Below are 24,707 nucleotides of genomic sequence, written 5' to 3'. Positions count from 1 at the left end.
ACCGCACGTCATCCGAAGAAGGGGCCGTCACACCGGATTCCGTCCGCCGGCCCCAGCCGACCGGCTCAACCGGTGCCCACCGCACCGTTCGTGTGCATCGTGGAGCGACGACGTCAGCCGGGCCGTCAGCTCGCTCTGGGTGCCATAGCCGCCCCGACCGCCGACAGCTCCGCCGGTTCCGTGGGGAGTTCGGCGGTCACCGTGAAGCCGCCGCGCGATGACGGGCCGGCCCGCAGGGAGCCGCCCGCCGCCGCGAGGCGCTCGGTCAGGCCCTTGAGGCCGGTGCCGCCGATGCCCTCCCGGGGTTCGGCGGCCGCCGCGCCGGTGCCGTCGTCCGTGACCGTCAGCCGGGCCCGCTCCGGGCTGCTCTCGACGGTGATCTCGCAGCGGCCGGCGTCGCTGTGCCGGACGACGTTGGTGACCGCCTCGCGCACCACCCAGCCCAGCAGGGCCTCCGTCTGCGGGGTGAGCGGGGTACCGGACTGCCTGACCACCGGCTCCACGCTCGCCGCGGACAGGGCCGAGCGGGCCCGGGTCAGCTCGGTGGCCAGGCTGCCCTCCCGGTAGCCGGTCACCGCCTCGCGGATCTCGGTCAGTGCCTGTCTGCCGACCGACTCGATGTCGCTGATCTGCGACAGCGCCGCGTCCATGTCGCGCGCGGCGAGACGCCGGGCCGCCTCCGACTTCACCACGATCACCGACAGGGTGTGGCCGAGCAGGTCGTGCAGATCGCGGGAGAAGCGCAGACGCTCCTTCTCCACCGCGCGCCGGGCCAGTTCCTCACGGGCGGCGCGCAGTTCCCGTACGGCTTCGCTGAGCCCCAGGATCGCGGCGGTCACCATGCTCGACAGGAAGGTTCCGTAGGCGATGTTCACCGCGTCCCACCCGTCGCGGAAGCCGGAGACGGTGCCGGCGAACGCGGCCAGCAGGATGCCCGTCCGGCCCAGCCACGGCCCGCGCAGGGTGGCGCCCGCCGCGAGGCCCAGCAGGGGGAAGAACAGCAGCCAGCTGCCGCCGTACCCGAGGGCCAGGCCCGTGGTCAGCAGGCCCATCAGCAGCAGTGCCACCCGGGTGGACGTCGCCTCGCGCTTCTCCCGGTCGAAGGCGCGGAACGTCACATAGATGTACAGCGAGTTGAAGGCGAGCAGGCCCAGGCCGCCGATCCACGGGTTGGGGGTCTTGCCCTGGAAGAGATTGGAGAAGGAGCCCAGTCCCATGAGGAGCCACGGCAGCAGGGCGAAACCGGTGGGCGGCGGGCCCGGGTGCTCATGCGTCCGCCCGTCCTTCCGGGCGGCCTTCTGCGCGGCCCGGAAGCGTTCCATGTCCGCCTTCCAGTCCGCCCGCGCGGCCTGCCAGGCGGCCACCTGGCACCGTATCCCCCGCCACCACGACATGTCGTTGTTCACCCGAGATCCCCCGATCAGCTGTTCCCCGCCCTACGGCGGTACGACAGCACAGCGTACGAACAGAACACCAGCACCCAGGACGTCAGGACGAGGACGGCGCCGGGTGCCGGGGCGTGTCCCAGAAGGCGTGCCGGGCCTCGACGTCCAGGGCGGCGGTCGGCTCGTCCAGCATGAGGAGGGAGGGGTCCCCGGCCAGCGCCACCGCGAACCGCACCCGCTGGACCTGCCCGCCCGACAGCCGATCCACCCGTCGACCCGCCAGCTCCGCGATCCCGGCCAGTTCCAGCGCCCGGGGCACGGGCATCGGGGCCGGGTAGCGGGAGGCGACGAAGGTGAGCAGCTCCCCGACCGTGACCCGGGGCACCGCGCGTGCCTCCTGGAGCATGGCGCCCACCCGGCCCGCGCGCACGGACCGCTCCGGGACGGCGCCGAAGAGCTCGACCGTGCCGGCGTCGGGCCGGTGCAGGCCGAGCAGCAGCGCGATCGCGGTGGACTTGCCGGCGCCGATGGGGGCACCTCCCTGCTCGAGCGAAGCCGAGAGCTTGGGGGAGGCCGAGCAGGGCGACCGTCTCGCCGCGCGCGATCCGCAGGTCGTCGCCGTCGACGGCGCGCACGGAGCCGTGCGCCTTGGCCGCTGCCGTGAAGGACACGGCGGGGGATGTCGATGTCATGCCTACGACGCTAGGAATCCGCACCCCCCGCACGGCAGAGGCGCATGTACGGACTCGGGCAGGACAAATGTCACGGCACACCGAGCTGACACCTCGTCAGGAGGCTTCACAACTGAAGGGCGCTGGGCTATACAAAGGGGCGCCGGACTGGAACGCGTTCTAGGTCGGCCCGCGACGACCTCGGTGCGGCCGACGGTGCGGACGGCCGTGCCGGGGTCTTGAAGCCCCCGTCGCCGTAAGCCGCCCGCGTCAGCAGTTCGTGTCAGCCGCCAGTGTCAGGAGCCGTATGCCCATCGACGCAGCCAAGGCCCTCGCCGCCGAACCCCGTTCCGGCGAGATCACCTGGGACCGCAAGGACGTCCAGCTCTACCACCTCGGCATCGGCGCCGGCCGCCCCGCCACCGACCCCGACGAGCTCCGCTACACCCTGGAGTCCCGGCTGCACGTCCTGCCGAGCTTCGCCACCGTCGCCGGCTCCGGATCGCCCGGCGTGATCAGCGGCCTGTCCATGCCCGGCGTCGACGTCGACCTCGCCCGTGTGCTGCACGGCGGCCAGGCGCTGACCCTGCACCGGCCCATCCCTGTCGAGGGCACCGCGACCGCCACCGGCCGGATCGCCGCCGTCCACGACAAGGGCAAGGCCGCCGTGCTCGTCATGCGCACCGAAGTCGCGGACGCCGACGGCCCGTTGTGGACCAACGACGCCCAGATCTTCGTACGAGGGGAAGGGGGCTGGGGCGGCGATCGCGGCCCCGCCACCCGGCTGGAACCCCCGGCCGGCGAGCCCGACCGGATCGTCGAGCGGCCGATCCGCGAGGACCAGGCCCTGCTCTACCGCCTCTCCGGCGACTACAACCCGCTGCACGCCGACCCCGAGTTCGCCAAGCTCGCCGGGTTCGACCGGCCCATCCTGCACGGGCTGTGCACCTACGGCATGACGCTCAAGGCGGTCGTCGACACGCTGCTCGACGGCGATGTGACCCGGGTCCGCTCCTACGCCACGCGCTTCGCCGGAGTGGTGTACCCGGGCGAGACCCTGCGCATCCGCATGTGGCGCGGGGCGGATGCGGTACGGGTCGCCGTGAGCGCGGCCGAGCGGGACGACGCGCCCGTCCTCGCCGACACCGTCGTCGAACACTCCTGAGCCCACGCAAGCACTCCGAGGGGAGCCGCACCATGCGCGCAGCCGTACTGCACGAGATCGGCCAGGACAAGCTGGAGGTCCTCGACGACGTCGAGGCGGTGGGCTTCGGCCCCGGCAAGGTGCGGGTCCGGGTGCGGGCCACCGGGCTCTGTCACTCGGACCTGTCGGCGATGAGCGGGGTGCTGCCGCAGCCGGCGCCGTTCGTGCCTGGGCACGAGGGCGCGGGCGAGATCCTCGAAGTCGGCGAGAACGTCACCCACCTCAAGCCCGGCGACCGGGTCGTGGTGTGCTGGCTGCCGGCCTGCGGCGCCTGTCCCGCCTGCAAGCGCGGCCAGACCGAACTGTGCCTGGTCGGGTTCATGAACGCGGGCGTGCCCAACTTCAAGCGCGCGGGCGGCGACATGTTCGGCTTCGCGGGCACCGGCACCTTCGCCGAGGAGGTCGTCGTCGACGCGGGCTGCGCCGTGCTGATCCCCGACGACGTGCCCTTCGACATCGCCGCGCTCATCGGCTGCGGGGTGACGACCGGACTCGGCGCCGCCCTCAACACCGCGGACGTGGAGGCCGGTTCGTCGGTCGCCGTCATCGGCTGCGGGGGCGTCGGCATCTCCGCGATCCAGGGAGCGCGGCTGAAGGGCGCCGCCGAGATCGTCGCCGTCGACCCCGTCGCCTCCCGGCGCGAGTCGGCGCTGCGGTTCGGTGCCACGAAGGCCGTCTCGCCGGAGGAACTGGCCGACGCCAAGCAGCAGGTCACCGCCGGCGAGGGCTTCGACTACGTCTTCGAGGTCGTCGGCCGCTCCGCCACCGCCCGCACGGCGTACGAGAACACCCGGCGCGGCGGCACCCTCGTCGTGGTCGGCGCGGGCGCCATGGACGACTACCTCCAGCTCAACATGTTCGAGCTGTTCTTCGACGAGAAGCGGATCCTGCCCTCGATGTACGGCGGCGGCGACGTCCTGCGCTCCTACGAGCGGACCATCGCCCTGTGGCGGGCGGGCCGCGTCGACCTGGAGGGCCTGATCACGCACCGGGTGCCGCTCGCCGAGATCAACGAGGCGCTGGACCAGATGCGTACCGGGACGGCCCTGCGTACGTGCATAGAGATCTGACGGGGAGTCGCATGTCGACCGGTATGTCACTGCCACTCGAAGGCCTCACCGCGATCGTCACGGGCGCGGGCCGCGGGCTGGGCCGGGCCGAGGCGCTGGAGCTCGCCCGGCTCGGCGCGGCCGTCGTCGTCAACGACTACGGGCAGCCCGGCCGGGACGGCTCGGGCGAGGCCTCCGCCGGCCCCGCCGAGGAGGTCGCCGCCGAGATCCGCGCCGCGGGCGGCCGGGCGCTCGCCCACACCGGCGACGTCGCCGACTTCGAGCGGGCCAGGGAACTGGTCCAGCTGGCGATCGGTGAGTTCGGGAAGCTGGACGTCCTGGTCAACAACGCGGGCATCCTGCGCGACCGCATGGTCTTCTCGATGACCGAGGACGAGTGGGACTCGGTGATCCGGGTCCATCTCAAGGGCCACTTCAACACCACCCACTTCGCGGCCGCGTACTGGCGCGAGCGGTCCAAGGCGGCCGGGGGACCGGTCTACGGGCGGATCGTGAACACCTCCTCGGAGGCGTTCCTGGCCGGTTCGGCGGGCCAGCCCAACTACGCGGCCGCCAAGGGCGGAATCGTCGGCCTGACCACCTCCACGGCCCTCGCGCTCGGCCGGTACGGCGTGACGGCCAACGCCATCTGCCCGCGCGCCCGGACCCGGATGACCGAGGACGTCTTCGCCGGGCTGCACAAACCCGCCGAGGGCCTCGACCCGCTCGCCCCCGAGCACGTCGCCCCGCTCGTCGGCTACCTGGCCTCACCCGCCGCCGCACAGCTCAACGGTCAGCTGCTCGTCGTGCACGGCGGCATGGTCGCGATCGTCGAACGACCGCGCGTCCAGGCGAAGTTCGACAGCAAGCAGGACACATTTACGTACGACGAACTGGACGCGCTGCTCACCCCGCACTACGCGGACCGGCCGCCGGGGGAGACCTTCGCGGCGGCGGAGGTGCTCGGGCTCAAGCGCGGGGACGAACACCGCTGACGTGCGAGGAGCGCCAGTGATGGGCGACGAACGCCGCTGATGCGCGACGAACGCCGCTGATTCGCGGGCGACATACGAAGGGGGCCCATCGGTCGATGGGCCCCCACACTGCGTATCCTCAGGCCGCCGACTCGGCCGGCTCCGCCTTGCGGTGCCGGCCGTGCGGGACCGTTTCGCTGTCCTGACCGGACACCGGGCCGCGGTGCTTACCGTGGCCGGCGGTCTCCTGAAGGTCGGCGGACAGCTGCTCGGACGTACTCGCGTCGTTCATCGGAAGAATTCACCCCGTCAACATCATCTTTCGTACAGCCGGGCGAGTGTAACCGGCACACCACGGGCCGAATCCAGGCAGGCACGCCAACCGCCACTAGTTCGTTACAAGACGTCCGAGCGGGGCCTGTTGCAGAGGTACCGGACGCGCCACGACCGGTTCCGGAGGATCCGGTTCCGCCGGCTGTCCGGGCGTGTCCCGCTCCATGACAGCCGGGCCGTTCCGGACCGGATCCTCCGGGCCCGAGTCCCCCTGGCCCCCCGTCTCCCCCGATCCCCCGGTCCTCGCGGGCGCCGCCAACTCCAGCACGCCGCAGGGGACGTCCTCGGTGGCGTACGGCAGCCGCAGCACCCCGTCCGCGGTCCACAGCCCCGCCCCGGCCAGCCATCCCCGCGGCGCCGGGTAGTGGTGCACCCGCCGCTCGGCAGGCCGCCACACCGCGACCCAGTGGCCCAGCGGCCCGTCGACGCGCAGCGCCACCGCGCAGTTCTCCGGCGTCAGCACCTGCCCCGGCTGGATCGCGAACGGGGCCACCGTGCACTCCGCCATCCGCAGGCACTCCGGGAAGCGCACCGGCAGCGTGCTGCCCAGAACGCCCCAGCCCAATCGTTCCTGCCCGGGGGAGGCCGCGTCCGACCCGATGAGGATCAGCCCGCTGTCCGGGTCGGCGAGCAGCAGCCGGTCGTCGCTGCCGGGCGCGATCTCCAGCAGAGGGGACACCTCCCCGCCCCGCTCCAGGTCCAGCACGACCGCCTTGGTGCGCCCGCCGATCTCCCGGTCCACGGCGAGCATCCGCCCCGCCCGGTCCAGCCAGACCCCGCCCGAGCAGCGCCCCGGGATCTCGGCCAGCCGCTCCGGCCCGAACGCGCCGCCCGCCACCAGCCACACCGTCGTCGAGCGGGGCCCGGCCGCGAGGGCGTACGCCCGCATGCCGCCCGGCGCCGGCGGGAGCAGCCCGAGCCGGGTGCCGGCGTCGGGGCACTCCACCGCGCCCAGCGGCAGCTCGCCGGTGCCGGGGCCGGTCGGGTAGAGCAGCGAGAACACGTGCCGCCGCGCCACCAGCCGATGGATCAGGACCCGCCCGTCACGCATGGGCTGCACCTCGGTGCCGGGCTCCTCCGGCTGGTGGCCGGGCAGCGGCACGGCGTACGGCTCGGGGCCGTCCAGTGTCCAGCGCTCCGGGAACCAGGAGCCGCCGTCCACCGCGAGGCGGGCGGCGTAGGCGCCGTCCGCGGTGATGGCGCAGCCCGCCGCCGGCGGCTCGTCGTTCCTCTCGGCAGCCGAGGGGAATGGGGGTACCCCCTGTTCGAGCGAAGTCGAGAGCTTGGGGGACGCACAGGCCGTCATGGTTCGGTCACCTCCGGCGACGAAGCTAGTTTTCGCACGCACAGACGTGGGACCGGCTAGCTGCCGCTTCACACATAAGGATGGCCGGGCAGCGGTTCGCCTGAGGAAACGGGGGCGGATGTGCTGCCCGGGGCTCTTTGGGGACGCAGCCGGTACATCCCCCCAGAACAGCCAGGTAGCCTTTTCCCCGTGCCCCGTCTGTCTGAAGTCATCGCCGCGCTGGACAACCTGTGGCCCGCCGAGCGGGCCGAGTCCTGGGACGCGGTCGGCACGGTCGTGGGCGACCCCGACCAGGAGGTCGCCCGGGTCCTCTTCGCCGTCGACCCCGTCCAGGAGATCGTCGACGAGGCGGTGAAGCTGGATGCCGACCTGCTGGTCACCCACCACCCGCTCTATCTGCGCGGGACGACCACGGTCGCGGCCTCCACCTTCAAGGGCCGGGTGGTGCACACGCTGATCAAGAACGACATCGCGCTGCACGTCGCCCACACCAACGCCGACACGGCCGACCCGGGCGTCAGCGACGCGCTGGCCGGGGCGCTGGACCTGCGGGTCGTCCGTCCGCTCGTGCCGGACCCGACCGACCCCGAGGGCCGCCGGGGCCTGGGCCGCGTCTGCGAACTCGACCACCCGCTGACCGTCCGTGAGCTGGCCGCCCGCGCCGCCGAGCGACTGCCCGCCACCGCGCAGGGCATCCGGGTGGCCGGCGACCCCGAGGCCGTCGTGCACACCGTCGCCGTCAGCGGCGGCTCCGGCGACAGCCTCTTTGACCAGGTCCGGGCGGCCGGCGTCGACGCCTTCCTCACCGCGGACCTGCGCCACCACCCCGTCTCCGAGGCGGTGGCCCAAGGTCCCCTCGTTTTGCTCGACGCGGCGCACTGGGCCACCGAGTGGCCCTGGTGCGAGCTGGCCGCAGCCCAGCTCGACGAGATCTCCGACCGCCACGGCTGGGACCTGCGCGTCCACGTCTCCAAGACGGTCACCGACCCCTGGACCGCCCACGCGGCGTCCGCCCATCCGTCGCCCACCACCACCCCTCCAGCGAGCGCTTCGCGCGCCCCTTCCTCTTCTAGCTCAACGGGAGCCCCCAACTGAACGCCGCGCCCGCCGACCAGATCCGACTCCTCGACGTCCAGGCCCTCGACGTCCGCCTGCAGCAGCTGGCGCACAAGCGGAAGTCGCTGCCCGAGCACGCCGAGATCGAGTCGCTGACGAAGGACCTCACGCAGCTGCGCGACCTGCTCGTGGCCGCGCAGACGGAGGAGAGCGACTGCGCCCGCGAGCAGACCAAGGCCGAGCAGGACGTGGACCAGGTGCGCCAGCGTGCCGCCCGCGACCAGCAGCGCCTGGACTCCGGCGCGGTCACCTCCCCCAAGGACCTGTCGAACCTCCAGCACGAGATCGCCTCCCTCGCCAAGCGCCAGGGCGACCTGGAGGACGTCGTCCTGGAGGTCATGGAGCGCCGTGAGGCCGCGCAGGAGCGGGTGGGCGAGCTGACCGGGCGGGTGGCCTCCGTCCAGGCGAAGATCGACGACGCGACCGCTCGCCGGGCGGCCGCTTTCGAGGAGATCGACGGCGAGGCTGCCTCGGTGACCAAGGAGCGCGAGGTCATCGCGGGCTCGGTCCCGGCGGACCTGCTCAAGCTCTACGACAAGCTGCGCGAGCAGCAGGGCGGCATCGGCGCGGCCAAGCTGTACCAGCGCACCTGCCAGGGCTGCCGCCAGGAGCTGGCCATCACCGAGCTGGCCGAGATCCGCAAGGCCGCGCCCGACACGGTCGTGCGCTGCGAGAACTGCCGCCGCATCCTGGTGCGCACGGCCGAGTCCGGCCTGTAGGGACCGAAGCCGTGCGGGAGTTCATCGTCGAGGCCGACGGCGGGTCGCGGGGCAACCCGGGGCCCGCGGGCTACGGGGCCGTGGTGATCGAGGCGGCGTCGGGCGAGACCCTCGCCGAGGCGGCGGAGTACATCGGGATCGCCACCAACAACGTGGCCGAGTACCGGGGTCTGATCGCCGGCCTGCGCGCCGCGCACGCCCTCGACCCGTCCGCCGCGGTGCACGTGCGCATGGACTCCAAGCTCGCCGTCGAGCAGATGTCGGGCCGCTGGAAGATCAAGCACCCCGACCTGAAGCCCCTCGCGGCGGAGGCGAACCGCGTCTTCCCGCCCGAGCGGGTGACGTACGAGTGGATCCCGCGCGAGCGGAACAAACACGCGGACCGGCTGGCCAACGAGGCGATGGACGCGGGCGGCCGGGGCGAGCAGTGGTCGCCGCCGACGTCCACGGCCGAGCTGGACGCGTCGGCGGCGCAGCGCGCACGGGCCGCGGTTCCCGAGCCGTCCGGCCCGCCCGGGGACGCCACGGCGGGCGCGGCACGCGCGCGGGCGGCGCTGGCGGACGTACGGGCGGCCCGGACCGTCGCCGCGGACGGGCCGAAGGGTACGGGGGAAGAGACGGCGAAGCCGGTGCCGTCGGCAGAGGCGCCGGAAGAGACGCCGCAAGCCGCACCGATGGCTGCGCCGAAGGAGGCGCCGGCCCCCGGCTGGTCCGCGCCCGACCTCGGTGCTCCCGCCACCTTCGTGCTGCTGCGGCACGGCGAGACCCCGCTGACGCCGCAGAAGCGGTTCTCGGGCAGCGGCGGAACCGATCCGTCCCTGTCCGACGCGGGCCGGGAGCAGGCCGAGCGGGTGGCCGCGGCGCTCGCCCGACGGGGCACGATCCAGGCGGTCGTGGCGTCCCCGCTCGCCCGTACCCGGGAGACCGCCGGGATCGTCGCCGCCCGGCTCGGGCTCGACGTGACGGTCGACGAGGGGCTGCGCGAGACGGACTTCGGCGCCTGGGAGGGGCTCACGTTCGGCGAGGTGCGCGAGCGTTACCCGGGCGATCTGAACGCCTGGCTGGCCGACCCGGAGGCCCGCCCCACCGGCGACGGTGAGAGCTTCGCGGCGACCGCCACCCGGATCGCGGCCACGCGCGACAAGCTGATCGCCGCGCACCAGGGCCGCACGGTTCTGCTCGTGACGCACGTGACCCCGATCAAGACCCTCGTCCGGCTCGCCCTGGGCGCCCCGCCCGAGTCCCTGTTCCGCATGGAGCTGTCGGCGGCCTCCCTGTCGGCGGTGGCCTACTACGCGGACGGCAACGCGAGCGTACGGCTGCTGAACGACACGTCTCACCTGCGCTGATCGCCGACCTGCGCAGGCGCTCACCCGCGCCGGGCCGCCCGCTCCCGCAGCAGCTCCGCCGTCGGTCCGTCCGCCGGCAGGAACGCCTCCAGTTGCAGCTCGGCATGGGGGTCCCCCCTGCTCGAACGAAGTTGAGAGCTTGGGGGAGTGACGTCGACGGCGGTGGCGAAGGACGTCAGCGTGGTCAGCAGCCGCAACTCGCCCTCCGCGCAGCGCAGTCGGAGCGGGACGGCGAAGCCGAGGTAGTCGTCGTCCGGTGCGTACGGCGGTACGTACCCGGCGAGTTCGTCCGCCAGCGCGTCGAGCCCGGGATCGGGGCTGCGGGCGGCACGCGCCCGGACGTTCTCCACGATGTGCCGACCCCACGCCCCCAGGTTCAGCACCCGCGGCGCCGTCCCGCGTGGATGCAGCGCCAGCCGCAGCAGGTTGACGGGCGGCTCCAGCAGCGCGGGGTCGGCCCCCTCCGTGAGCACCTCGAACGCCGCGTTGGCCGCGACCAGGTCACCCCGGGGACCGGCCACGACCGCCGGATACGGCAGATGCCCCTCCAGGATCCCGCCCAACGCCTCGCGCACGGCACCCAGTCGGCTCGCCTCCAGCGGTGACTCGGGGTACGCGGGCGCGTAACCCGCCGCCAGCAGCAGCGCGTTGCGCTCCCGCAGCGTGAGCTCCAGCGACTCGGCCAGCCGCAGCACGACCGCGCGCCCCGGCACCGAACGCCCCCGCTCGATGAAACTGACGTACCTCTGTGTCGTCCCGGCCCGCGAGGCGAGTTCGAGCTGACTGACCCGACGGGCGGTGCGCCAGCGCAGCAGCTCCCGGGCGAAGGCCGGTGGTTCGACGGTGGTCATACGCCCAGTTGTACGACACGGGTACGACATGGGTACGACGGGGCGTCGCCACCGCACCGGCACCGACTGCCCATACCCGGCAGGGAATTGAGGCCCCGCCCCCGTCCGCCCAGCATGGCGGCATGCGCAGCTACCACATCGAGACGCCCGGCACCGTCGACGGCATCGTCGCGCGCGACACGGCCGCCCGCCCGGAACCCGGCCCCACCGACATCGTCGTCCGTGTGCACGCGGTGTCCCTCAACCGGCGCGACCTGATGGTCCTGGACGGGAGTTACCCGCTGAAGGCCGCCCCCGGCGTGATCCCGGTGAGCGACGGCGCCGGGGAGGTGGTCGCGGTGGGCGAGGAGGTCACCCGCTTCACCGTCGGCGACCGCGTCACCAGCACCTACTTCCCCCGCTGGATCGACGGCCGGATCACCCCCGCCCTGATCGACCAGCCCGGCGCCACCCTGCCCGGCATGCTCGCCGAGTACGTCCGCCTCGACCAGGAGGCGGCCGTCGCCGTCCCCGCCCACCTGAGCTGGGAGGAGGCCGCCTGTCTGCCCTGCGCGGGCGTCACCGCCTGGAACGCCCTCACGGGCGCGGACCCGGTCCTCCCCGGCGAAACGGTCCTGACCCTCGGCACGGGCGCGCTGTCCCTGTTCGCCGTGCGGTTCGCGAAGATCCTCGGCGCCGAGGTCGTCGCCACGACCTCCCGGCCGGCGATGGCCGACCGCCTCAAGGCCCTCGGCGCCGACCACGTCGTCGACCACGCGCGGAACCCGGCATGGGGCCGGGCCGTCCGGGAGCTGACCGGCGGGCGCGGGGCCGATCTCGTCGTCGAGACCGGCGGACCGGACACCATCGAGCAGTCGGTGCGTGCGACCGGCCTCTACGGCCGTCTCGTCCTGGTCGCCGCCGGCGGCCCGCGCCGCCCGTCCCTGGAGATCAGTACGGACGCGCTGGCGTCGAGCCTGGTGAGCATGCGGCGGATCTTCGTCGGCAGCCGCACGCAGTTCGAGGGGATGAATCGCGCGATCATCCGGAACGGCCTGCGCCCGGTCGTCGACCGCGTCTTCGCCTTCGACGAGGTCCATGAGGCCTACCGCCACTACGCGGCCGGCGCGCCCTTCGGCAAGGTCGTCATCCGCGTGGCCTGAGCCCGGCCGCCTCCCGGGCCAGCGTCTCGACCCGCGCCCAGTCCCGGGCGGCGACGGCGTCCGCCGGGACCATCCAACTCCCGCCCACACAGCCGACGTTGGGGAGAGACAGGTACTCCGGGGCGGTCCCGGGGCCGATGCCCCCGGTGGGGCAGAAGCGGGCCTGCGGCAACGGACCGGCCAGCGACCGCAGATAGGCCGTACCGCCGGCCGCCTGCGCCGGGAAGAACTTCATCTCCCGCACCCCGCGCTCCAGGAGCGCCACCACCTCCGTCGTGGTCGACACCCCCGGCAGGAACGGCACCCCGGAGGCCCGCATGGCATTCAGCAGTCCGTCCGTCCAGCCGGGGCTGACCAGGAAGCGCGCCCCCGCCGCCACACACGCCGTCACCTGGGCCGGTGTGATGACCGTGCCCGCACCGACCATCGCGGCCGGGACCTCGGCTGCGATCGCCCGGATCGCGTCGAGCGCGGCCGACGTCCGCAGCGTCACCTCGACCGCGGGCAGCCCGCCCGCGACCAGCGCCCGCGCGAGCGGTACGGCGTGGGCGGCGTCCTCTACCACGACGACCGGGACGACGGGCGCGAGGTCCAGCAGTGACGAGGGCATGCCGCTCATCCTGCCCTTGGGATGCAGTGTGCGCAAAGGTCATTGCACATGCTGCAATGACCTCGAGGGGCGGGGCGGAGCGAAGGCGTGGATCGGGGCGAAGGGGTCAGTGAACCTCCGTCACCAGCACGTCCAGCGACCAGGCCTGACCGGCCTTCGCGGGCGCCTCCGCCTCCACGACGTACCCGAGATCGCGCAAGGCCTCGACCAGCCGGGCCGGGTTCTCGGGTGCCGTGCCCGACGCCAGCAGGCTCCGGACGATCCGGCCCTTCGTCGCCTTGTTGAAGTGGCTGACGACCTTCCGGGTCGGCGCGTGCAGCACCCGTACGCTCGCGGTCCGCCCGGCCACCTCGCCCTTCGGCTTCCAGGCGGCCGCGTAGGCGGAGGAGCGCAGGTCGAGGACGAGCCCGGCGCCCGCGGCCTCGGGCAGGACCGTGGCCATCGGGGCCCGCCAGTGCGCGCCCAGCGCGCCGAGTCCGGGCAGCTTCACGCCCATCGAGCAGCGGTAGGAAGGGATGCGGTCGGTCACCCGGACGGCGCCCCACAGCCCGGAGAAGACCAGCAACGAGCGCGCGGCGCGCCGCTTGGCGGCGGTGTCGAGGGAGGCCAGTCCGAGGGCGTCGTACAGAACACCGGTGTAGATCTCCCCGGCGGGGCGCGCCCCGGCCGTGCGCAGCTCCGCGTTCTTCGCGACCTCGCCCCGCAGCCCCTCGCTCAGGCCGAGCACCTCACGGGCCTTCTCGTCGTCCCCGGCGGCCCCGGCGCACAGCTCCACCAGCTCGTCGAGCACGGCCTCGCGGGCGGCACCGAGCCCCGGCAGGGACAGCGACTCCGGCTTCAGCGGGGCGCCACGGCCGGAGGATGCCTTTCCTTCGGAGGGAGGCAGCAGGACGAGCACGGGTTCTCCTTCTCTTCCAGAACTCGCTCTTCCAGAACTCGCCACAGCGTACGGCGTGCCACCCCGCGACCCCCGCCCTACTCTCGACACATGCCCCGCCGCCACATCCGCGTGACCGGCGCCCCCGATGCCCCTCTCCGGGCCGCCCTCAGCGCGTTGCGCAGTCGCCTCGGTGTGCCCGAGGGCTTTCCGGCCGAGGTGCTCGCCGAGGCCGAGCGGGCCGCGAAGGCCCCCGTCCTTCCCTCGTACGAGGCCACCGACATCCCCTTCTTCACGGTCGGCCGGCCCGACGTCGGCGGCCTGGACGGGGCGACGCACCTGTCCCGGCACGGTGGTGGCTACCGCGTGCGGTACGCCGTCGCCGACGTCGCCGCCTTCGTCGTACCCGGCGGAGCCCTGGACGCGGAGACCCACCGGCGGGCCATCACCCTCCACTTCCCGGACGGCGAGGTCCCGCTGCACCCCGCCGTCCTCGGCGAGGGCGCCGCGAGCCTGCTGCCGGACCAGGACCGTCCGGCGGTCCTGTGGACGATCGACCTGGACGCCGAGGCGCGTACCCGGGCTGTCGACGTCCGCCGGGCCCTCGTCCGCAGCCGCGCCCGGCTCGACCACGCGGACGTGCGGCGGCAGCTCGACGGCGGCACCGCCGAGGAACCGGTCGCGCTGCTCAAGGAGATCGGCGAGGCCCGCGAGCGACTGGAGGTCGAGCGCGGCGGCATCTCGCTGTGCGTGCCCGAGCAGGAGATCACCGAGCGGGGCGACGGCTACGACCCGACCTACCACGCCCCGCCGCCCGCCGAGGGCTGGGCCGCCCAGCTCTCCCTGCTCACCGGCATGGCGGCGGCCGACCTGATGCTCGCCCACGGCACCGGCGTCCTGCGCATCCTCCCCGCCGCCCCGGACGATGGGGGTCCCCCCGGTCGAGCGAAGTCGAGAGTGGGGGACGTCGCCCGGCTGCGCCGTACCGCGCACGCCCTGGACATCGACTGGCCGCACCACGTGTCGTACGCGGCGCTGGTCCGCTCCCTGGACCCGCACCGCCCCGACCACGCGGCCTTCCTCCAGGAGTGCACGACCCTGCTGCGCGGCGCGGGCTGCACCGTCTTCCGGGACGGCGCCCTGCCCGCGATCACCACACACGCCGCCGTCGCCGCCCCCTACGCCCCCTGCACGGCCCCGCTGCACCGCCTCGCCGACCGCTACGCCGCCGAGCTCTGCCTCGCGGCCGCCGCCGGACAGGCCCCGCCCGACCGGGTGCTCGACGCGCTCGACGCGCTGCCCGGGCGGATGGCCGAGGGCTCGCGGCGCGCGGGGACCGTCGAACGGGAGGTCGTCGGCCTCGTCGAGGCCGCGCTGTTGCGGGACCGGGTGGGCGAGGTCTTCGACGGCTGTGTGGTGGACCTGGACGAGCACCGGCCCGCCGCCGGGACCGTACAGCTTCGCTCGCCCGCCGTGACCGGCCGGATCGAGGGCGACCGCCTCCCCCTGGGGGAGCGGCTGCCGGTCCGGCTCACCCGGGCGGATCCGGGAGCGGCACAGGTGCTGTTCGTGCCCGCGTGAGCGCGCCTTCGAGCGCGCCCACCGCGGCATGGAAGCCGGCCCCGAAGGCGTTGTACCTCTGCGGAGCGCACGCGGGGGTTCGAGGGGGTACGAGATGGCGGAACAGGCACGCTGGACCCGGGCCAGGCTGGGCCCGTGCGGCCCACCCCTCGACCTGTTGACGGCCCGCTTCGACAAGCACGTCTACGCCCCGCACGCCCACGAGGAGTTCACCGTCGGCGTCTGCGTCGGCGGCTCCGAGGTCATCGACTACCGCGGCGGCCGCATCCGCACCGGCCCGGCCTCCCTCGTCGTGCTGGCCCCCGGCGAGGTGCACACCGGCGGACCCGCCACCGCCACCGACGGCTACGCCTACCGTGCCCTGTACGCCGACCCCGCGCTGCTCGGCGACGGCGTCCGCGGCGGACAGCCGCACTTTCGCGAACCGCTCATCGACGACCCCGAGCTGGCCGCGGCCTTCCGGTCGGCCCACACCGACCTGGCCCGCCACCCCGACCCCCTGGAGGCCGAGTCCCGACTGCCCTGGCTGCTCGCCGCCCTGGTCAGCCGCCACTCCACGGCGACCATCGCCCCGGACCGGATCGCCGGCGCGCACGGGATAGCGCTGAGCGTCCGCGACCGCCTCGCCGACGACCTCACCACCCCGCCCTCCCTCGCCGCGCTCGCCGCCGACCTGGGCCTGTCCCGCTACCAGCTCCTGCGCGCCTTCCGTACGACAATGGGGCTCCCGCCCTATGCCTGGCTCGCCCAGTACCGGGTGACCCGGGCCCGCGCGCTGCTGGAGGCGGGACTGCGCCCCGCCGAGGTCGCACCACTGGTGGGCTTCGCCGACCAGGCGCACCTCACCCGCTGGTTCCGCCGGGTGCTGGGGGTCACCCCGGCGGCGTACCGCAACAGCGTTCAAGACACCTGGCGCTGACCCGGCCGAAACTCGCCGTATGACTGCACGCGGCTGGTTCCTGTTCTCCCTGATGGGAGTGGTCTGGGGCATCCCCTATCTGATGATCAAGGTGGCGGTGGACGAGGTGTCCCCGTCGATGGTGGTCTTCACGCGCTGCGCACTCGGCGCGGCCCTCCTGCTCCCGTTCGCCCTCGGCCAGGGCGGCCTGACCAGGACCGTACGGACCCACTGGCGTCCCATGCTGGCCTTCGCGTGCATCGAGATCATGGTCCCCTGGTTCACCCTCACCGACGCCGAACGGCACCTGTCCAGCTCCACCGCGGGCCTGCTGATCGCGGGCGTGCCGATCGTCGGCGTGGTCCTGGCCCGCTGCCTGGGCGACACCGAACGGCTCGGCGTGCGACGGGCGTCCGGGCTGGCCCTGGGCCTGGCCGGCGTCGCGGTCCTCACCGTCCCCCACCTGACCGGCGGCGACGCGCGCTCCCTGGTCGAGGTCCTGCTGACGGTGCTGGGCTACGCGACCGCGCCCCTGATAGCCGCCCGCCGCCTCAAGAACGTCTCCACGCTCCAGCTCACGGCGCCCTGCCTGGCCCTGGCCGCCCTGGTCTACGCCCCCGCGGCCGCGGTCACCTGGCCGTCCACCGTCCCGTCCGCGCAGACCCTGACCGCCCTCGCCGGCCTGGGCGTCCTGTGCACGGCGCTCGCCTTCATCGCCTTCCTGGAGCTGATCAAGGAGGCGGGGCCGACCCGGGCCACGGTGTTCACGTACGTCAATCCGGCGGTCGCGGTGGCGGCCGGGGCACTGTTCCTGGACGAGCCGCTCACCGCCACCGTCGCCGCCGCCTTCACCCTGATCCTGGCGGGCTCGGTACTGGCGACGGCCGCCGGCCCGAGCGGTCCCGCACGACCGGTAACATGGTCGACACGGCAGACGAGCCGGGCGGACGGCCGCGTGGAGTCCCCCTAGGGGGCTTCCCGAGGAACGTCCGGGCTCCACAGGGCAGGGTGGTGGCTAACGGCCACCCGGGGTGACCCGCGGGACAGTGCCACAGAAAACAGACCGCCGGGGATCTCGGTCCTCGGTAAGGGTGAAACGGTGGTGTAAGAGACCACCAGTGCCCAGGGTGACCTGGGCAGCTAGGTAAACCCCACCTGGAGCAAGGTCAAAAGGAAACACCCCGGTGTTTCTGCGCGGACGTTCGAGGGCTGCCCGCCCGAGTCCGCGGGTAGACCGCACGAGGCCGACGGCAACGCCGGCCCTAGATGGATGGCCGTCACCCCGGACTCCGCGAGGAACCGGGGAACAGAACCCGGCGTACAGCTCGGCTCGTCTGCCCTTATGGCCTTGACCTGGGAGTCAAGGCCGCTCCGGCGTCGGCGAAGTCCTTCGGCGCGCTCTCGTACATGTCGAGGTCCGAATCCGCTAAGCCGCGGCGATCCGCCGGCGGACCGACTCGAGCCACTGCCGAAGTGACATCCCCTGCGGGGGCATCAGGTCGAGCCCCAGAGCTGTCGCCGCATCGCCGAGTTCCTGGTCCGAGGAGACCGTGGCCAGGAGTTCACCGAGCTCTCGCGCTGCCCGTGCACGATCCTCCCGTTCGGATTGGCTGACGTACTCATCGAGAGCCTCATCGCGAGACTCGTAGAGGTAGGAGAAATCCCGGTGGAAGTAGGCCCCGAGCAACTGGCTCACCTCGGGGAACCGCTCGTTCCATTCCCAGGCGTTCTGCGGGTTCTCCCCGGGAACGCGTGACGGGTCCTGCAAGAGCCGGTGGAGATGGTCCCTGGCGATGCGCAAGCAGTCCTCCACGCTTGCCCCCATCGGTGGGCGGATGTGCGGCAGGTTCTCCACGTCGCCGGCGATCTCCTCGGAGAAGAGCCCGACCGAGAGCAGGTCGTCGATCTGCTGAACCGCCGTTGCGGCGCGTGCGGGATCCCGGGCGGTGATCCTGAGATAAGAGTCCAGGCCAGGGCCCGGGGTCTCTGGTGTGTCGGAGAACGTGAAGCCGGTGTACGCATAGGCCTCCAGCAGGTTGCTGAGTTCATGGAATCGCCGGCCCGGCGGAAGTGCCTGACTCATGGGTTGCTCCAAGCGCGCGTATCAGGGCTGGGGGAACGAGGTGAGGAGTCGTAACGGGTGAGGTGGAGCCCTGTGTTTTTTCGAACCTCGCGTCGGTGAAGCGTTGGGCCGCGTCGACACAGGGTGTGAATAACGCCTGTTGTGTGCCGGTCACATGATGGCTGCGCCGTCCCGAAGATAGAGCGGCCGTTCTCCGGCGAGTGCCTTCAGGGCCTCCTCGAACCGGCGCCGCATCCGATCAGCTCTCCGGGAGGCTCCGCCGGAGCTCCTCGCTGAGAACGAGCGTGCTCATGCATCCATACGGTGCCGAGGTCGCTCGCCGCCACGGGTCCGCGGACGGTCTGGACCTGCGGGTTCGGGGTCATGGGTCGTCGCCTTCCTGCACAGGGCGTGGGAAAGCCGACTTTTCCGGCGCGCGGGCGGGGCCGTCTTTCGCGCCGACGCGCGCTTCTTTCGCCCGGACGCGAGGCGACCACCCGGTCCGCGGAAAGGGCGCGTGCGATGCGAGCGGCCCCGAAGGACCGCTCGCACCGCCGGTGGCGGCCGGTGTCAGCCGGTCACCGTGAACCACACCCCCCGGGACTTCTTCCACTCCGGGTGCGTGAGGTCCTTCGCCTCCGTGCCGTCGCCGTAGAGGTCGGCGGAGCCGTTGTCGGTCAGGAGCTCGGCGCGGGCCGTCGGGGAGGTGAGGTCGGGGACGTCGACCACGGCCTCCCAGCCGCCGGGGTCGGTGGTCGGCAGGTCGCGGAGCTTGACCGGACGGTCGGCCGCGTTGCCGGTCCAGGAGTAGAGGGCGTACGGGTCGGAGTTGTCGTCGGCCGCCCAGGAACCGGCCACGATCAGGTACTGGTTCGCGTCGTTCTTGCGGATGTCACGGACCGACAGACCGCCGAGGTCGAGCTCGATCGGGGTGCCGAAGGCGGCCGACGCCCTGCCCGCCACCACCTGGTCGATGTTGGTGACCGGCACGAGCAGGGCCTTGCCGCCGGGCACGGCCGGCGCGAGCGGGGCGCGGAAGCCGACGTAGGCGGTGGTCGTCGAGCCGGGGGCGAACTCCAGGCCCTCCACGTTGAAGCCGTCGATCTGCTTCGGCACCTGGCCGGTCGCCGTGCCGGCCGCGAAGCCGTACCGGTCGCCGTGCGCCTCGTCCCAGGCCACCAGGTCGTCGCGGAGCTTCTTGTACGAGCTGCCGTAGGTCAGCGTCGTGCCGCTGCCGCTGCCCGTCACCTTCGTGGTGAAGACCGTGTTCCGGGCCGACTTGTACTCGCCGTCCTTGTTGTTGCCCAGCGAACCGGTCCAGTAGATCGTGTCGCCGACGCGAGCCGCGCCCTCGATGTCGACCTCCTTGGTGACACCCAGCCGCGAGCTGAAGTCCCAGGACTTCAGGGGCGCTCCGGAGGCGTTGCGGTCGTACAGCCGCAGGGCGTTGGACTCGTCGTCCGCCACGACGACATAGCCGCCGCCGACGTCGACCGCCGCCGACGCGTCGCTGGAACCGCTGAAGTACCGCGTGTCCGCGGGCTGTTGCACGGCTGCGGAGGCCGCGTAGTGCAGCGTCTTCGTCGCGGTCCGCCCGTCCACGCCGGTCACCTTCAGCGTCAGGTCGGTGTAGCCCTGCGCGCGGGCGTTGACCGCGACCTGCCGGGTGCCGCCGGTGCCGGTGACCGTGACGTCCGTCGTCCGGGCCACGGTGGTCCGGCTGCTCAGGGACGCCGAGACCGTCAACGCGCCCGCGTCCGCGCCGCTCTGAGCGACCGTCACCTGGACCGTCGGGTCACCGACGGCACCGACCGCGCCGGACAGGTAGGCCGTGGACAGGGAGATGGTCGGCGTGCCGTAGCTCACCGCGTGCGCCTGGCTTCCCATGCCCATGGCCGCGAGCGTCAGCAGCCCGCCCGCCACGGCAACTGTCCTACGGCCACGGGGGAAAACGTAGTCCTGCACTGGGACCCCTTCTTCGCGTCGATGTCGACGAGAAGGGTCAGTGCGCCCCACCAACTGCGCCCGGCGCGGGCCCGTCCACGGGATGAACAGCCCCGGACGGACCCAGTGAACGGCCCGTCACCCGGGCCAGATGCCGCGCGAACACCTCCCGCGTGTCCGGGGTCAGGGTGCGCAGCGCCACAAGAGCCGTGATGACGACGTCGCAGAGTTCGGCCTGGACGTCGTCCCAGGTGTGGGTGATGCCCTTGCGCGGGTTCTGGCCCGTCGCCCCGATCACCGCCTCGGCGACCTCGCCGACCTCCTCCGACAGCTTCAGCATCCGCAGCAGCATCCCCTCCGCGCCGCCGATCGGCTGATCGGCGTCCAGCCAGGCCCACAGGGCGTCGATGGCGGACCAGAGGTCCTGGGCGGGGGCGGGGGCGTCCTGCTCAGTCATACGGAGCAGCTTGACACGGATACGGAGCGGCCCCCTGGCGCGCACGGACCAGCCCCGGCACACACACCCACGCGCCGCCCGGGAGCGCGCCCCCTACTCCTCGAACAACGCCTCCTGCTCCCCCTCGCCCTCCGCCTGCCTGCGCACCCGCTGGTTGCGCGCGCCCACCACCACCGCCGTGACCGCCGCCGTCACCCCGAGGGCCGCCGGGACCATCCAGCCGCGGTCGAAGACGTGGCCGAGGGCGTGGTCGAGGGAGAGGCGGCCGGGGCCCGCGACGGCGAGGCCGGCGGCGGCCAGGCCGAGGGTCGCCGGATACTCGAAGCCACCCTCCTGGGCGAAGAAGCCGTTGGGGGCGTGGACGGCCGACGCGCCCGCCATCCCGCCGGCCGCCGCGGCGCCGGCGGCGGGCGTGGCGAGCCCCAGCGCCAGCAGCGTCCCGCCGCCCGCCTCCGCGAGCCCCGAAGCCATCGCGCACGCCTTGCCGGGTGTGTAGCCGACGGACTCCATGAACTGGCCGGTCCCCTCGACACCACCCCCGCCGAACCAGCCGAACAGCTTCTGCGAACCGTGCGCGGCGAGCACGCCGCCGATACCCAGTCGGAGCAGGAGCAGGCCCAGATCACGTCGGTCGTAACAGGTCACGGTGACTCCCCATCAGGACAGGCAGACAGCAGGAACAAGTCCCCCTCCGCGTATCCACCGTCGCATCGGACACACCCGACCGGCCCGCCCGGGGCGCCGTTCGGGTGGCGGGGCCGGGGGAGCGATGTGAATCTGACTGACATGACGATTCAGACTGCCAAGCTCAGCGATCCGGCCGTCCGGGCCTTCGTCACCGCCGTCAACGCCCATGACCGCGAGGCCTTCATGCAGCTCCTCGCCCCGGGCGCGACCATGGCGGACGACGGCTCCGACCGCGACCTCGCCGACTGGATCGACCGGGAGATCTTCACCTCCCACGGCCACATGGAGGTCGACCGCGAGGCCCGCGACGGCCGCTCCCTCGTCGCCCGCTACCGCAACGACACCTGGGGCGAGATGCGCACCAAGTGGGACTTCACCATCGAGGACGACGGCCGGATCTCCCGCTTCGAGACCGGGCAGGCCTGAACGACACCCGCGCGCGAAAGGGCCTTGCCCTCGCGTGCACTTCAACTCCTACCGTCCCGGGCCATGGAAGTGCGACGACCAGGGCCGCCTTCTTGCGGCGGCCCAGCTCGCGCTTGAGACAGATGCCAAACATCCCGTTCCTCGGAGGCTCTTGGCGCCCGCTGTGGGCGCGGCCACAAGCCAGGGAGGAACCTTTGTGGCGCACTGAGGAAAACGTGTGTCAGAGCTGAGAAAACGGGGTAAGAAGAAAGATTTTCATAAGACAGCAAATTCCTAGCCCGGAGAGGGTCTGCTCTTAGGAAACCCCTGTTGGGTGCGGTGTACGGTCCCGGAATGCGCGACTCCTCTCGGCTCACCCGGCGTGCCGCTCTCGGTCTCACGGCCGCCGCCCTTCCCCTGTCCGCCGCGGCTTCGCTGTCCACCGCCGCCCCGGCCTCGGCCGCGGCCGCCATCGGCGGCGAGCGGCTCACCCGCCGCGGGATCCAGGTGAAGGGCGCCTCCGGACTGCCCAAGAAGCTCACCGCCCGCGCCTGGGTCCTCGCCGACGGCGAGAGCGGGGAGGTGCTCGCCGCGTACGACGCGCACCGGCGGCTGCCGCCCGCGTCCACGCTGAAGATGCTGTTCGCGGACACGGTGCTGGGGAAGTTCGAGCGGGCCGCGCGGCACAAGGTCACCGCCGCCGACCTGGCGGACATCCCGGCCGGCTCCAGCCTGGTCGGCATCAGGCCCGGCATCACCTACACCGTCGAGCAGCTCTGGCAGGGCGTGTTCCTGCGCTCCGGCAACGACGCCGTGCACGTCCTCGCGCACATGAACGGCGGCGTCCCGAGGACGGTCGCCGAGATGCGGGCCAAGGCGGCGGACCTCCAGGCCCTGGACACGCGCGTGGTCAGCCCCGACGGCTTCGACCACGAGGGGCAGCTGTCCTCCGCGTACGACCTGACCCTCTTCGCCCGGCACGGGCTCAAGGACGACGACTTCCGCGGCTACTGCGGCACCCGGACCGCCGACTTCCCGGCGGGCGGCAAGAAGACCTTCCAGATCCAGAACACCGACCGCCTGCTGACCGGGGCGTGGGGACTCGGCACGTACCAGGGCCTGATCGGCGTGAAGAACGGCTACACCAGCCACGCCGGCAACACCTTCACCGGGGCCGCCACCCGCGGCGGCCGCACCCTGCTCGTCACCGTGATGCACCCCTCCACCGGCAGCAACGCCGTCTACGAGGAGACCGCCGCGTTGCTCGACTGGGGCTTCGGCGAGGGGAGTTCGGCACAGGCGGTGGGTCTGCTCGTCGATCCGCTCAGCGAGGGCGGTGCGCAGGCGGGCGCGGGCGCGAACCCGACGGCGGCCGGAAAGCCGGTCCGCGCCGCCGCCGGCGCCCCCGGTTCGCCGGCCGCCCCCTCGACCTGGCGCCTGCTGGAAGGGGCGGCGGGCACGGTCGCACTGCTCGGAGCCGGGGCATGGACGCTACGACGCCGCTGGAAAGCCGCCACGACCACGGGCGTCGACGCTCGCAGCACAGGCGTCGACGGTCGCCGCGCGGCCGATGAAGACCGGCGGGCGGGCGACGACGGTCAGCGGGCGGGCGACGAGGGCTGGCTGGCGGGCGAAGACGGTCAGCGAGCGGCTGACGAGGGCTGGCGAGCGTCCGACGAGGGCTGGGCGGGGTCCGACGAAGGTCAGCGGGCGGCCGACGAGAGCCGGCAAGCGGCCGACGAAGGCCGACGGACCGGCGGCAGAAGGCGTCGAGCGGGAGGCAAGGGGCGCCGGAGGGCCGGCGGGGCCCGCTGAGGGGCTGGCGAAGGGCGTTGAGTCGGCGACGAGCGGTGCTGGGCCGCCCACGAGCGGCACCGAGCCCGCCCACGAAGGATCCTGAGCCGCCGCTGACGGCTGCCGAGCGGCCGGCGAAGGCGACGAGCGGCCGGTGAATGCGCCGCGCGGCCGGCCGGGCTGCCGAGCCGTCGATCTGCGCGGCAGCCGTTCCACCCACCGGTGCGTACCCCGCGGTCCCACGCGAGGTCCCACCCCAACCCGGTGTGATGGAACGGCTGCCGCCTCCCCCCTCGGTGTGGTCGGCGGAACCTGAGTGCTCCAAGTGTGAAGTTCTTGTGGAGGAAGTTGAGCATAAGCTCGCGACCGGCCGCAATACCGCGGATGTTCAAATTCCGCTTGTGCAGGTTGAGGAGTTGACGACGTGTGGGCTCGCTCAGCCCCGCCCGACGTACGGCATCGCCGTCGCCAGCACCGTCGCGAACTGCACGTTCGCCTCCAGCGGCAGCTCCGCCATGTGCCGCACGGTGCGCGCCACGTCGGCCACGTCCATCACGGGCTCGGGGGCGACCTCCCCGTTGGCCTGCAGCGCTCCGGCCTGCATCCGGGCGGTCATGTCGGTGGCCGCGTTGCCGATGTCGATCTGCCCGACCGCGATGTTGTACGGCCGCCCGTCCAGAGACAGCGACTTGGTGAGGCCGGTCAGCGCGTGCTTGGTGGCGGTGTAGGGGGCCGAGTGCGGTCGGGGCGTGTGCGCCGCGATGGAGCCGTTGTTGATGATCCGGCCGCCCTGCGGGTCCTGCTCCTTCATCTGCCGGTACGCCGCCTGCGCGCACAGGAACGCCCCGTTGAGGTTGGTGTCCACCACGTGCCGCCACGCCTCGTAGGGCAGGTCCTCCACCGCCACCCCGCCGGGCCCGAACGTCCCTGCGTTGTTGAAGAGCAGGTCGACCCGCCCGAAGCGGTCCACGGTCGCCGCGAACAGCGCGGCCACCTGCTCCGGCTGGGCCACGTCGGTGCGCACGGCGAGGAAGTCCCCCTCGGGCGCCAGCGCAGCCGTGTCCTCCAGCCGCTGGGCGCGCCGTCCGGTCAACGTCACCGACCAGCCCGCCCGCAGCAGTTCCACGGCGACCGCGCGCCCGATCCCGGAGCCGGCGCCGGTCACCACCGCGATCTTCGATTCCCTGTCAGTCATGCCTCCGCAGCGTAGGCCCCGAGTCCGCCATGCGGAATCCACTGTCCGCCATACGGTTGCCCGATCGCCCCGGATCCGGCCGCCCCGGAACCCGGTCG

Annotated in this window: 21 protein-coding genes, 1 other RNA gene and 3 pseudogenes; 13 read left to right on the top strand and 12 right to left on the bottom strand. The window is 72.9% G+C overall.

Annotation, left to right across the window (positions count from 1 at the left end; all coding sequences use genetic code 11):
- Nucleotides 1–125 precede the first annotated feature (125 nt).
- Both ACWGKT_RS10515 and ACWGKT_RS10510 read right to left on the bottom strand, forming a co-directional pair.
- Entirely contained in the window at nucleotides 126–1,394 is a 1,269-nt protein-coding gene (locus tag ACWGKT_RS10515; RefSeq protein WP_453273398.1) for a sensor histidine kinase, read from the bottom strand.
- A gap of 118 nt (nucleotides 1,395–1,512) precedes the next feature.
- Nucleotides 1,513–2,077: pseudogene (locus ACWGKT_RS10510) on the bottom strand (ATP-binding cassette domain-containing protein); the annotation flags it as partial.
- Nucleotides 2,078–2,363: 286 nt separating this feature from the next.
- Here ACWGKT_RS10510 and ACWGKT_RS10505 point away from each other — a divergent pair.
- From ACWGKT_RS10505 to ACWGKT_RS10495, 3 genes are read left to right on the top strand one after another with little or no spacing between them, the layout of a single operon-like run.
- Nucleotides 2,364–3,221: a MaoC/PaaZ C-terminal domain-containing protein gene (locus tag ACWGKT_RS10505; RefSeq protein WP_453273259.1), complete on the top strand. Its 858-nt coding sequence runs from the start codon at nucleotides 2,364–2,366 to the stop codon at nucleotides 3,219–3,221.
- A gap of 32 nt (nucleotides 3,222–3,253) precedes the next feature.
- The gene (locus tag ACWGKT_RS10500; RefSeq protein WP_453273258.1) at nucleotides 3,254–4,330 is read left to right on the top strand and encodes a Zn-dependent alcohol dehydrogenase; all 1,077 of its coding nucleotides are present in this window, start codon (nucleotides 3,254–3,256) and stop codon (nucleotides 4,328–4,330) included.
- A 23-nt stretch (nucleotides 4,331–4,353) separates the two neighbouring features.
- Nucleotides 4,354–5,304 (top strand): 3-oxoacyl-ACP reductase, encoded by a 951-nt coding sequence (locus ACWGKT_RS10495; protein ID WP_453273397.1) that lies wholly within the window; start codon nucleotides 4,354–4,356, stop codon nucleotides 5,302–5,304.
- Nucleotides 5,305–5,422: 118 nt separating this feature from the next.
- Here the strand turns inward: ACWGKT_RS10495 and ACWGKT_RS10490 are convergent, their stop codons facing one another.
- Both ACWGKT_RS10490 and ACWGKT_RS10485 read right to left on the bottom strand, forming a co-directional pair.
- Entirely contained in the window at nucleotides 5,423–5,575 is a 153-nt protein-coding gene (locus tag ACWGKT_RS10490; protein WP_453273257.1) for a hypothetical protein, read from the bottom strand.
- A gap of 96 nt (nucleotides 5,576–5,671) precedes the next feature.
- Entirely contained in the window at nucleotides 5,672–6,922 is a 1,251-nt protein-coding gene (locus ACWGKT_RS10485) for a hypothetical protein (RefSeq protein ID WP_453273256.1), read from the bottom strand.
- Between the two features lie 189 nt (nucleotides 6,923–7,111).
- On the opposite strand from ACWGKT_RS10485, the gene ACWGKT_RS10480 reads away from it, so the two are divergent.
- From ACWGKT_RS10480 to ACWGKT_RS10470, 3 genes are read left to right on the top strand one after another with little or no spacing between them, the layout of a single operon-like run.
- Nucleotides 7,112–8,017 carry a Nif3-like dinuclear metal center hexameric protein gene (locus tag ACWGKT_RS10480; RefSeq protein ID WP_453273255.1) on the top strand — a complete coding sequence of 302 codons (906 nt, stop codon included), beginning with the start codon at nucleotides 7,112–7,114 and terminating at the stop codon, nucleotides 8,015–8,017.
- On the top strand, nucleotides 8,014–8,757 hold the full coding sequence (locus tag ACWGKT_RS10475) for a zinc ribbon domain-containing protein (RefSeq protein WP_453273396.1): 744 nt from the start codon (nucleotides 8,014–8,016) through the stop codon (nucleotides 8,755–8,757). The genes ACWGKT_RS10480 and ACWGKT_RS10475 overlap by 4 nt, the downstream gene beginning before the upstream one ends.
- A gap of 11 nt (nucleotides 8,758–8,768) precedes the next feature.
- Complete coding sequence (locus tag ACWGKT_RS10470; RefSeq protein WP_453273254.1) at nucleotides 8,769–10,106, top strand: bifunctional RNase H/acid phosphatase; 1,338 nt, start codon at nucleotides 8,769–8,771, stop codon at nucleotides 10,104–10,106.
- 20 nt (nucleotides 10,107–10,126) lie between these two features.
- Here the strand turns inward: ACWGKT_RS10470 and ACWGKT_RS10465 are convergent, their stop codons facing one another.
- Entirely contained in the window at nucleotides 10,127–10,957 is an 831-nt protein-coding gene (locus ACWGKT_RS10465) for a helix-turn-helix domain-containing protein (protein ID WP_453273253.1), read from the bottom strand.
- A 122-nt stretch (nucleotides 10,958–11,079) separates the two neighbouring features.
- On the opposite strand from ACWGKT_RS10465, the gene ACWGKT_RS10460 reads away from it, so the two are divergent.
- Entirely contained in the window at nucleotides 11,080–12,099 is a 1,020-nt protein-coding gene (locus tag ACWGKT_RS10460; RefSeq protein ID WP_453273252.1) for a zinc-dependent alcohol dehydrogenase family protein, read from the top strand.
- Here ACWGKT_RS10460 and eda read toward each other — a convergent pair.
- Complete coding sequence (gene eda, locus ACWGKT_RS10455; RefSeq protein ID WP_453273251.1) at nucleotides 12,083–12,718, bottom strand: bifunctional 4-hydroxy-2-oxoglutarate aldolase/2-dehydro-3-deoxy-phosphogluconate aldolase; 636 nt, start codon at nucleotides 12,716–12,718, stop codon at nucleotides 12,083–12,085. The two genes, ACWGKT_RS10460 and eda, sit on opposite strands and share 17 nt — an antisense overlap.
- A gap of 97 nt (nucleotides 12,719–12,815) precedes the next feature.
- Complete coding sequence (yaaA, locus tag ACWGKT_RS10450) at nucleotides 12,816–13,607, bottom strand: peroxide stress protein YaaA (RefSeq protein WP_356141643.1); 792 nt, start codon at nucleotides 13,605–13,607, stop codon at nucleotides 12,816–12,818.
- 90 nt (nucleotides 13,608–13,697) lie between these two features.
- On the opposite strand from yaaA, the gene ACWGKT_RS10445 reads away from it, so the two are divergent.
- The 4 genes and pseudogenes from ACWGKT_RS10445 to rnpB all read left to right on the top strand — a co-directional run bounded on the left by ACWGKT_RS10445 (nucleotide 13,698) and on the right by rnpB (nucleotide 17,402).
- A complete protein-coding gene (locus ACWGKT_RS10445; protein ID WP_453273250.1) occupies nucleotides 13,698–15,167 on the top strand; it encodes an RNB domain-containing ribonuclease in 1,470 nt (489 codons plus the stop codon).
- Nucleotides 15,168–15,261: 94 nt separating this feature from the next.
- Entirely contained in the window at nucleotides 15,262–16,086 is an 825-nt protein-coding gene (locus ACWGKT_RS10440) for an AraC family transcriptional regulator (RefSeq protein WP_356141651.1), read from the top strand.
- A 19-nt stretch (nucleotides 16,087–16,105) separates the two neighbouring features.
- Nucleotides 16,106–16,885: pseudogene (locus ACWGKT_RS10435) on the top strand (DMT family transporter); the annotation flags it as partial.
- Nucleotides 16,886–17,000: 115 nt separating this feature from the next.
- An RNA gene (gene rnpB / locus ACWGKT_RS10430) (RNase P RNA component class A) lies at nucleotides 17,001–17,402 on the top strand.
- A gap of 89 nt (nucleotides 17,403–17,491) precedes the next feature.
- Here the strand turns inward: rnpB and ACWGKT_RS10425 are convergent.
- The 4 genes from ACWGKT_RS10425 to ACWGKT_RS10410 all read right to left on the bottom strand — a co-directional run bounded on the left by ACWGKT_RS10425 (nucleotide 17,492) and on the right by ACWGKT_RS10410 (nucleotide 21,173).
- Nucleotides 17,492–18,148, bottom strand: coding sequence for a contact-dependent growth inhibition system immunity protein (locus ACWGKT_RS10425; protein WP_453273249.1), 657 nt, complete (start codon nucleotides 18,146–18,148; stop codon nucleotides 17,492–17,494).
- Between the two features lie 549 nt (nucleotides 18,149–18,697).
- Nucleotides 18,698–20,020 (bottom strand): hypothetical protein, encoded by a 1,323-nt coding sequence (locus tag ACWGKT_RS10420; protein ID WP_453273395.1) that lies wholly within the window; start codon nucleotides 20,018–20,020, stop codon nucleotides 18,698–18,700.
- A 109-nt stretch (nucleotides 20,021–20,129) separates the two neighbouring features.
- The gene (locus tag ACWGKT_RS10415; RefSeq protein WP_453273248.1) at nucleotides 20,130–20,528 is read right to left on the bottom strand and encodes a MazG-like family protein; all 399 of its coding nucleotides are present in this window, start codon (nucleotides 20,526–20,528) and stop codon (nucleotides 20,130–20,132) included.
- A 93-nt stretch (nucleotides 20,529–20,621) separates the two neighbouring features.
- The gene (locus tag ACWGKT_RS10410; RefSeq protein WP_453273247.1) at nucleotides 20,622–21,173 is read right to left on the bottom strand and encodes a DoxX family membrane protein; all 552 of its coding nucleotides are present in this window, start codon (nucleotides 21,171–21,173) and stop codon (nucleotides 20,622–20,624) included.
- Between the two features lie 141 nt (nucleotides 21,174–21,314).
- Here ACWGKT_RS10410 and ACWGKT_RS10405 point away from each other — a divergent pair, with 141 nt between their 5' ends.
- Complete coding sequence (locus ACWGKT_RS10405; RefSeq protein WP_235457503.1) at nucleotides 21,315–21,641, top strand: nuclear transport factor 2 family protein; 327 nt, start codon at nucleotides 21,315–21,317, stop codon at nucleotides 21,639–21,641.
- Nucleotides 21,642–21,974: 333 nt separating this feature from the next.
- Nucleotides 21,975–23,135, top strand: a pseudogene (locus ACWGKT_RS10400) (D-alanyl-D-alanine carboxypeptidase family protein); the annotation flags it as partial.
- 715 nt (nucleotides 23,136–23,850) lie between these two features.
- Here the strand turns inward: ACWGKT_RS10400 and ACWGKT_RS10395 are convergent.
- On the bottom strand, nucleotides 23,851–24,609 hold the full coding sequence (locus ACWGKT_RS10395; protein ID WP_453273246.1) for an SDR family oxidoreductase: 759 nt from the start codon (nucleotides 24,607–24,609) through the stop codon (nucleotides 23,851–23,853).
- Between the last annotated feature and the right edge of the window lie 98 nt (nucleotides 24,610–24,707).

The sequence above is a fragment of the Streptomyces sp. NPDC054794 genome, assembly GCF_053611585.1.
Note: the sequence above shows the minus strand (reverse complement) of the source record. Positions and strands in the feature narration are given on the sequence as shown.

Coding starts and splice junctions, on each gene's coding strand:
- ACWGKT_RS10490 (WP_453273257.1), bottom strand. CDS start 5,575: ATGAACGACGCGAGTACGTCCGAGCAGCTGTCCGCCGACCTTCAGGAG.
- ACWGKT_RS10515 (WP_453273398.1), bottom strand. CDS start 1,394: ATGTCGTGGTGGCGGGGGATACGGTGCCAGGTGGCCGCCTGGCAGGCC.
- ACWGKT_RS10460 (WP_453273252.1), top strand. CDS start 11,080: ATGCGCAGCTACCACATCGAGACGCCCGGCACCGTCGACGGCATCGTC.
- ACWGKT_RS10415 (WP_453273248.1), bottom strand. CDS start 20,528: ATGACTGAGCAGGACGCCCCCGCCCCCGCCCAGGACCTCTGGTCCGCC.
- ACWGKT_RS10465 (WP_453273253.1), bottom strand. CDS start 10,957: ATGACCACCGTCGAACCACCGGCCTTCGCCCGGGAGCTGCTGCGCTGG.
- ACWGKT_RS10495 (WP_453273397.1), top strand. CDS start 4,354: ATGTCACTGCCACTCGAAGGCCTCACCGCGATCGTCACGGGCGCGGGC.
- ACWGKT_RS10500 (WP_453273258.1), top strand. CDS start 3,254: ATGCGCGCAGCCGTACTGCACGAGATCGGCCAGGACAAGCTGGAGGTC.
- ACWGKT_RS10395 (WP_453273246.1), bottom strand. CDS start 24,609: ATGACTGACAGGGAATCGAAGATCGCGGTGGTGACCGGCGCCGGCTCC.
- eda (WP_453273251.1), bottom strand. CDS start 12,718: ATGAGCGGCATGCCCTCGTCACTGCTGGACCTCGCGCCCGTCGTCCCG.
- ACWGKT_RS10425 (WP_453273249.1), bottom strand. CDS start 18,148: ATGAGTCAGGCACTTCCGCCGGGCCGGCGATTCCATGAACTCAGCAAC.
- ACWGKT_RS10505 (WP_453273259.1), top strand. CDS start 2,364: ATGCCCATCGACGCAGCCAAGGCCCTCGCCGCCGAACCCCGTTCCGGC.
- ACWGKT_RS10485 (WP_453273256.1), bottom strand. CDS start 6,922: ATGACGGCCTGTGCGTCCCCCAAGCTCTCGACTTCGCTCGAACAGGGG.
- ACWGKT_RS10445 (WP_453273250.1), top strand. CDS start 13,698: ATGCCCCGCCGCCACATCCGCGTGACCGGCGCCCCCGATGCCCCTCTC.
- ACWGKT_RS10405 (WP_235457503.1), top strand. CDS start 21,315: ATGACGATTCAGACTGCCAAGCTCAGCGATCCGGCCGTCCGGGCCTTC.
- ACWGKT_RS10420 (WP_453273395.1), bottom strand. CDS start 20,020: ATGGGCATGGGAAGCCAGGCGCACGCGGTGAGCTACGGCACGCCGACC.
- ACWGKT_RS10440 (WP_356141651.1), top strand. CDS start 15,262: ATGGCGGAACAGGCACGCTGGACCCGGGCCAGGCTGGGCCCGTGCGGC.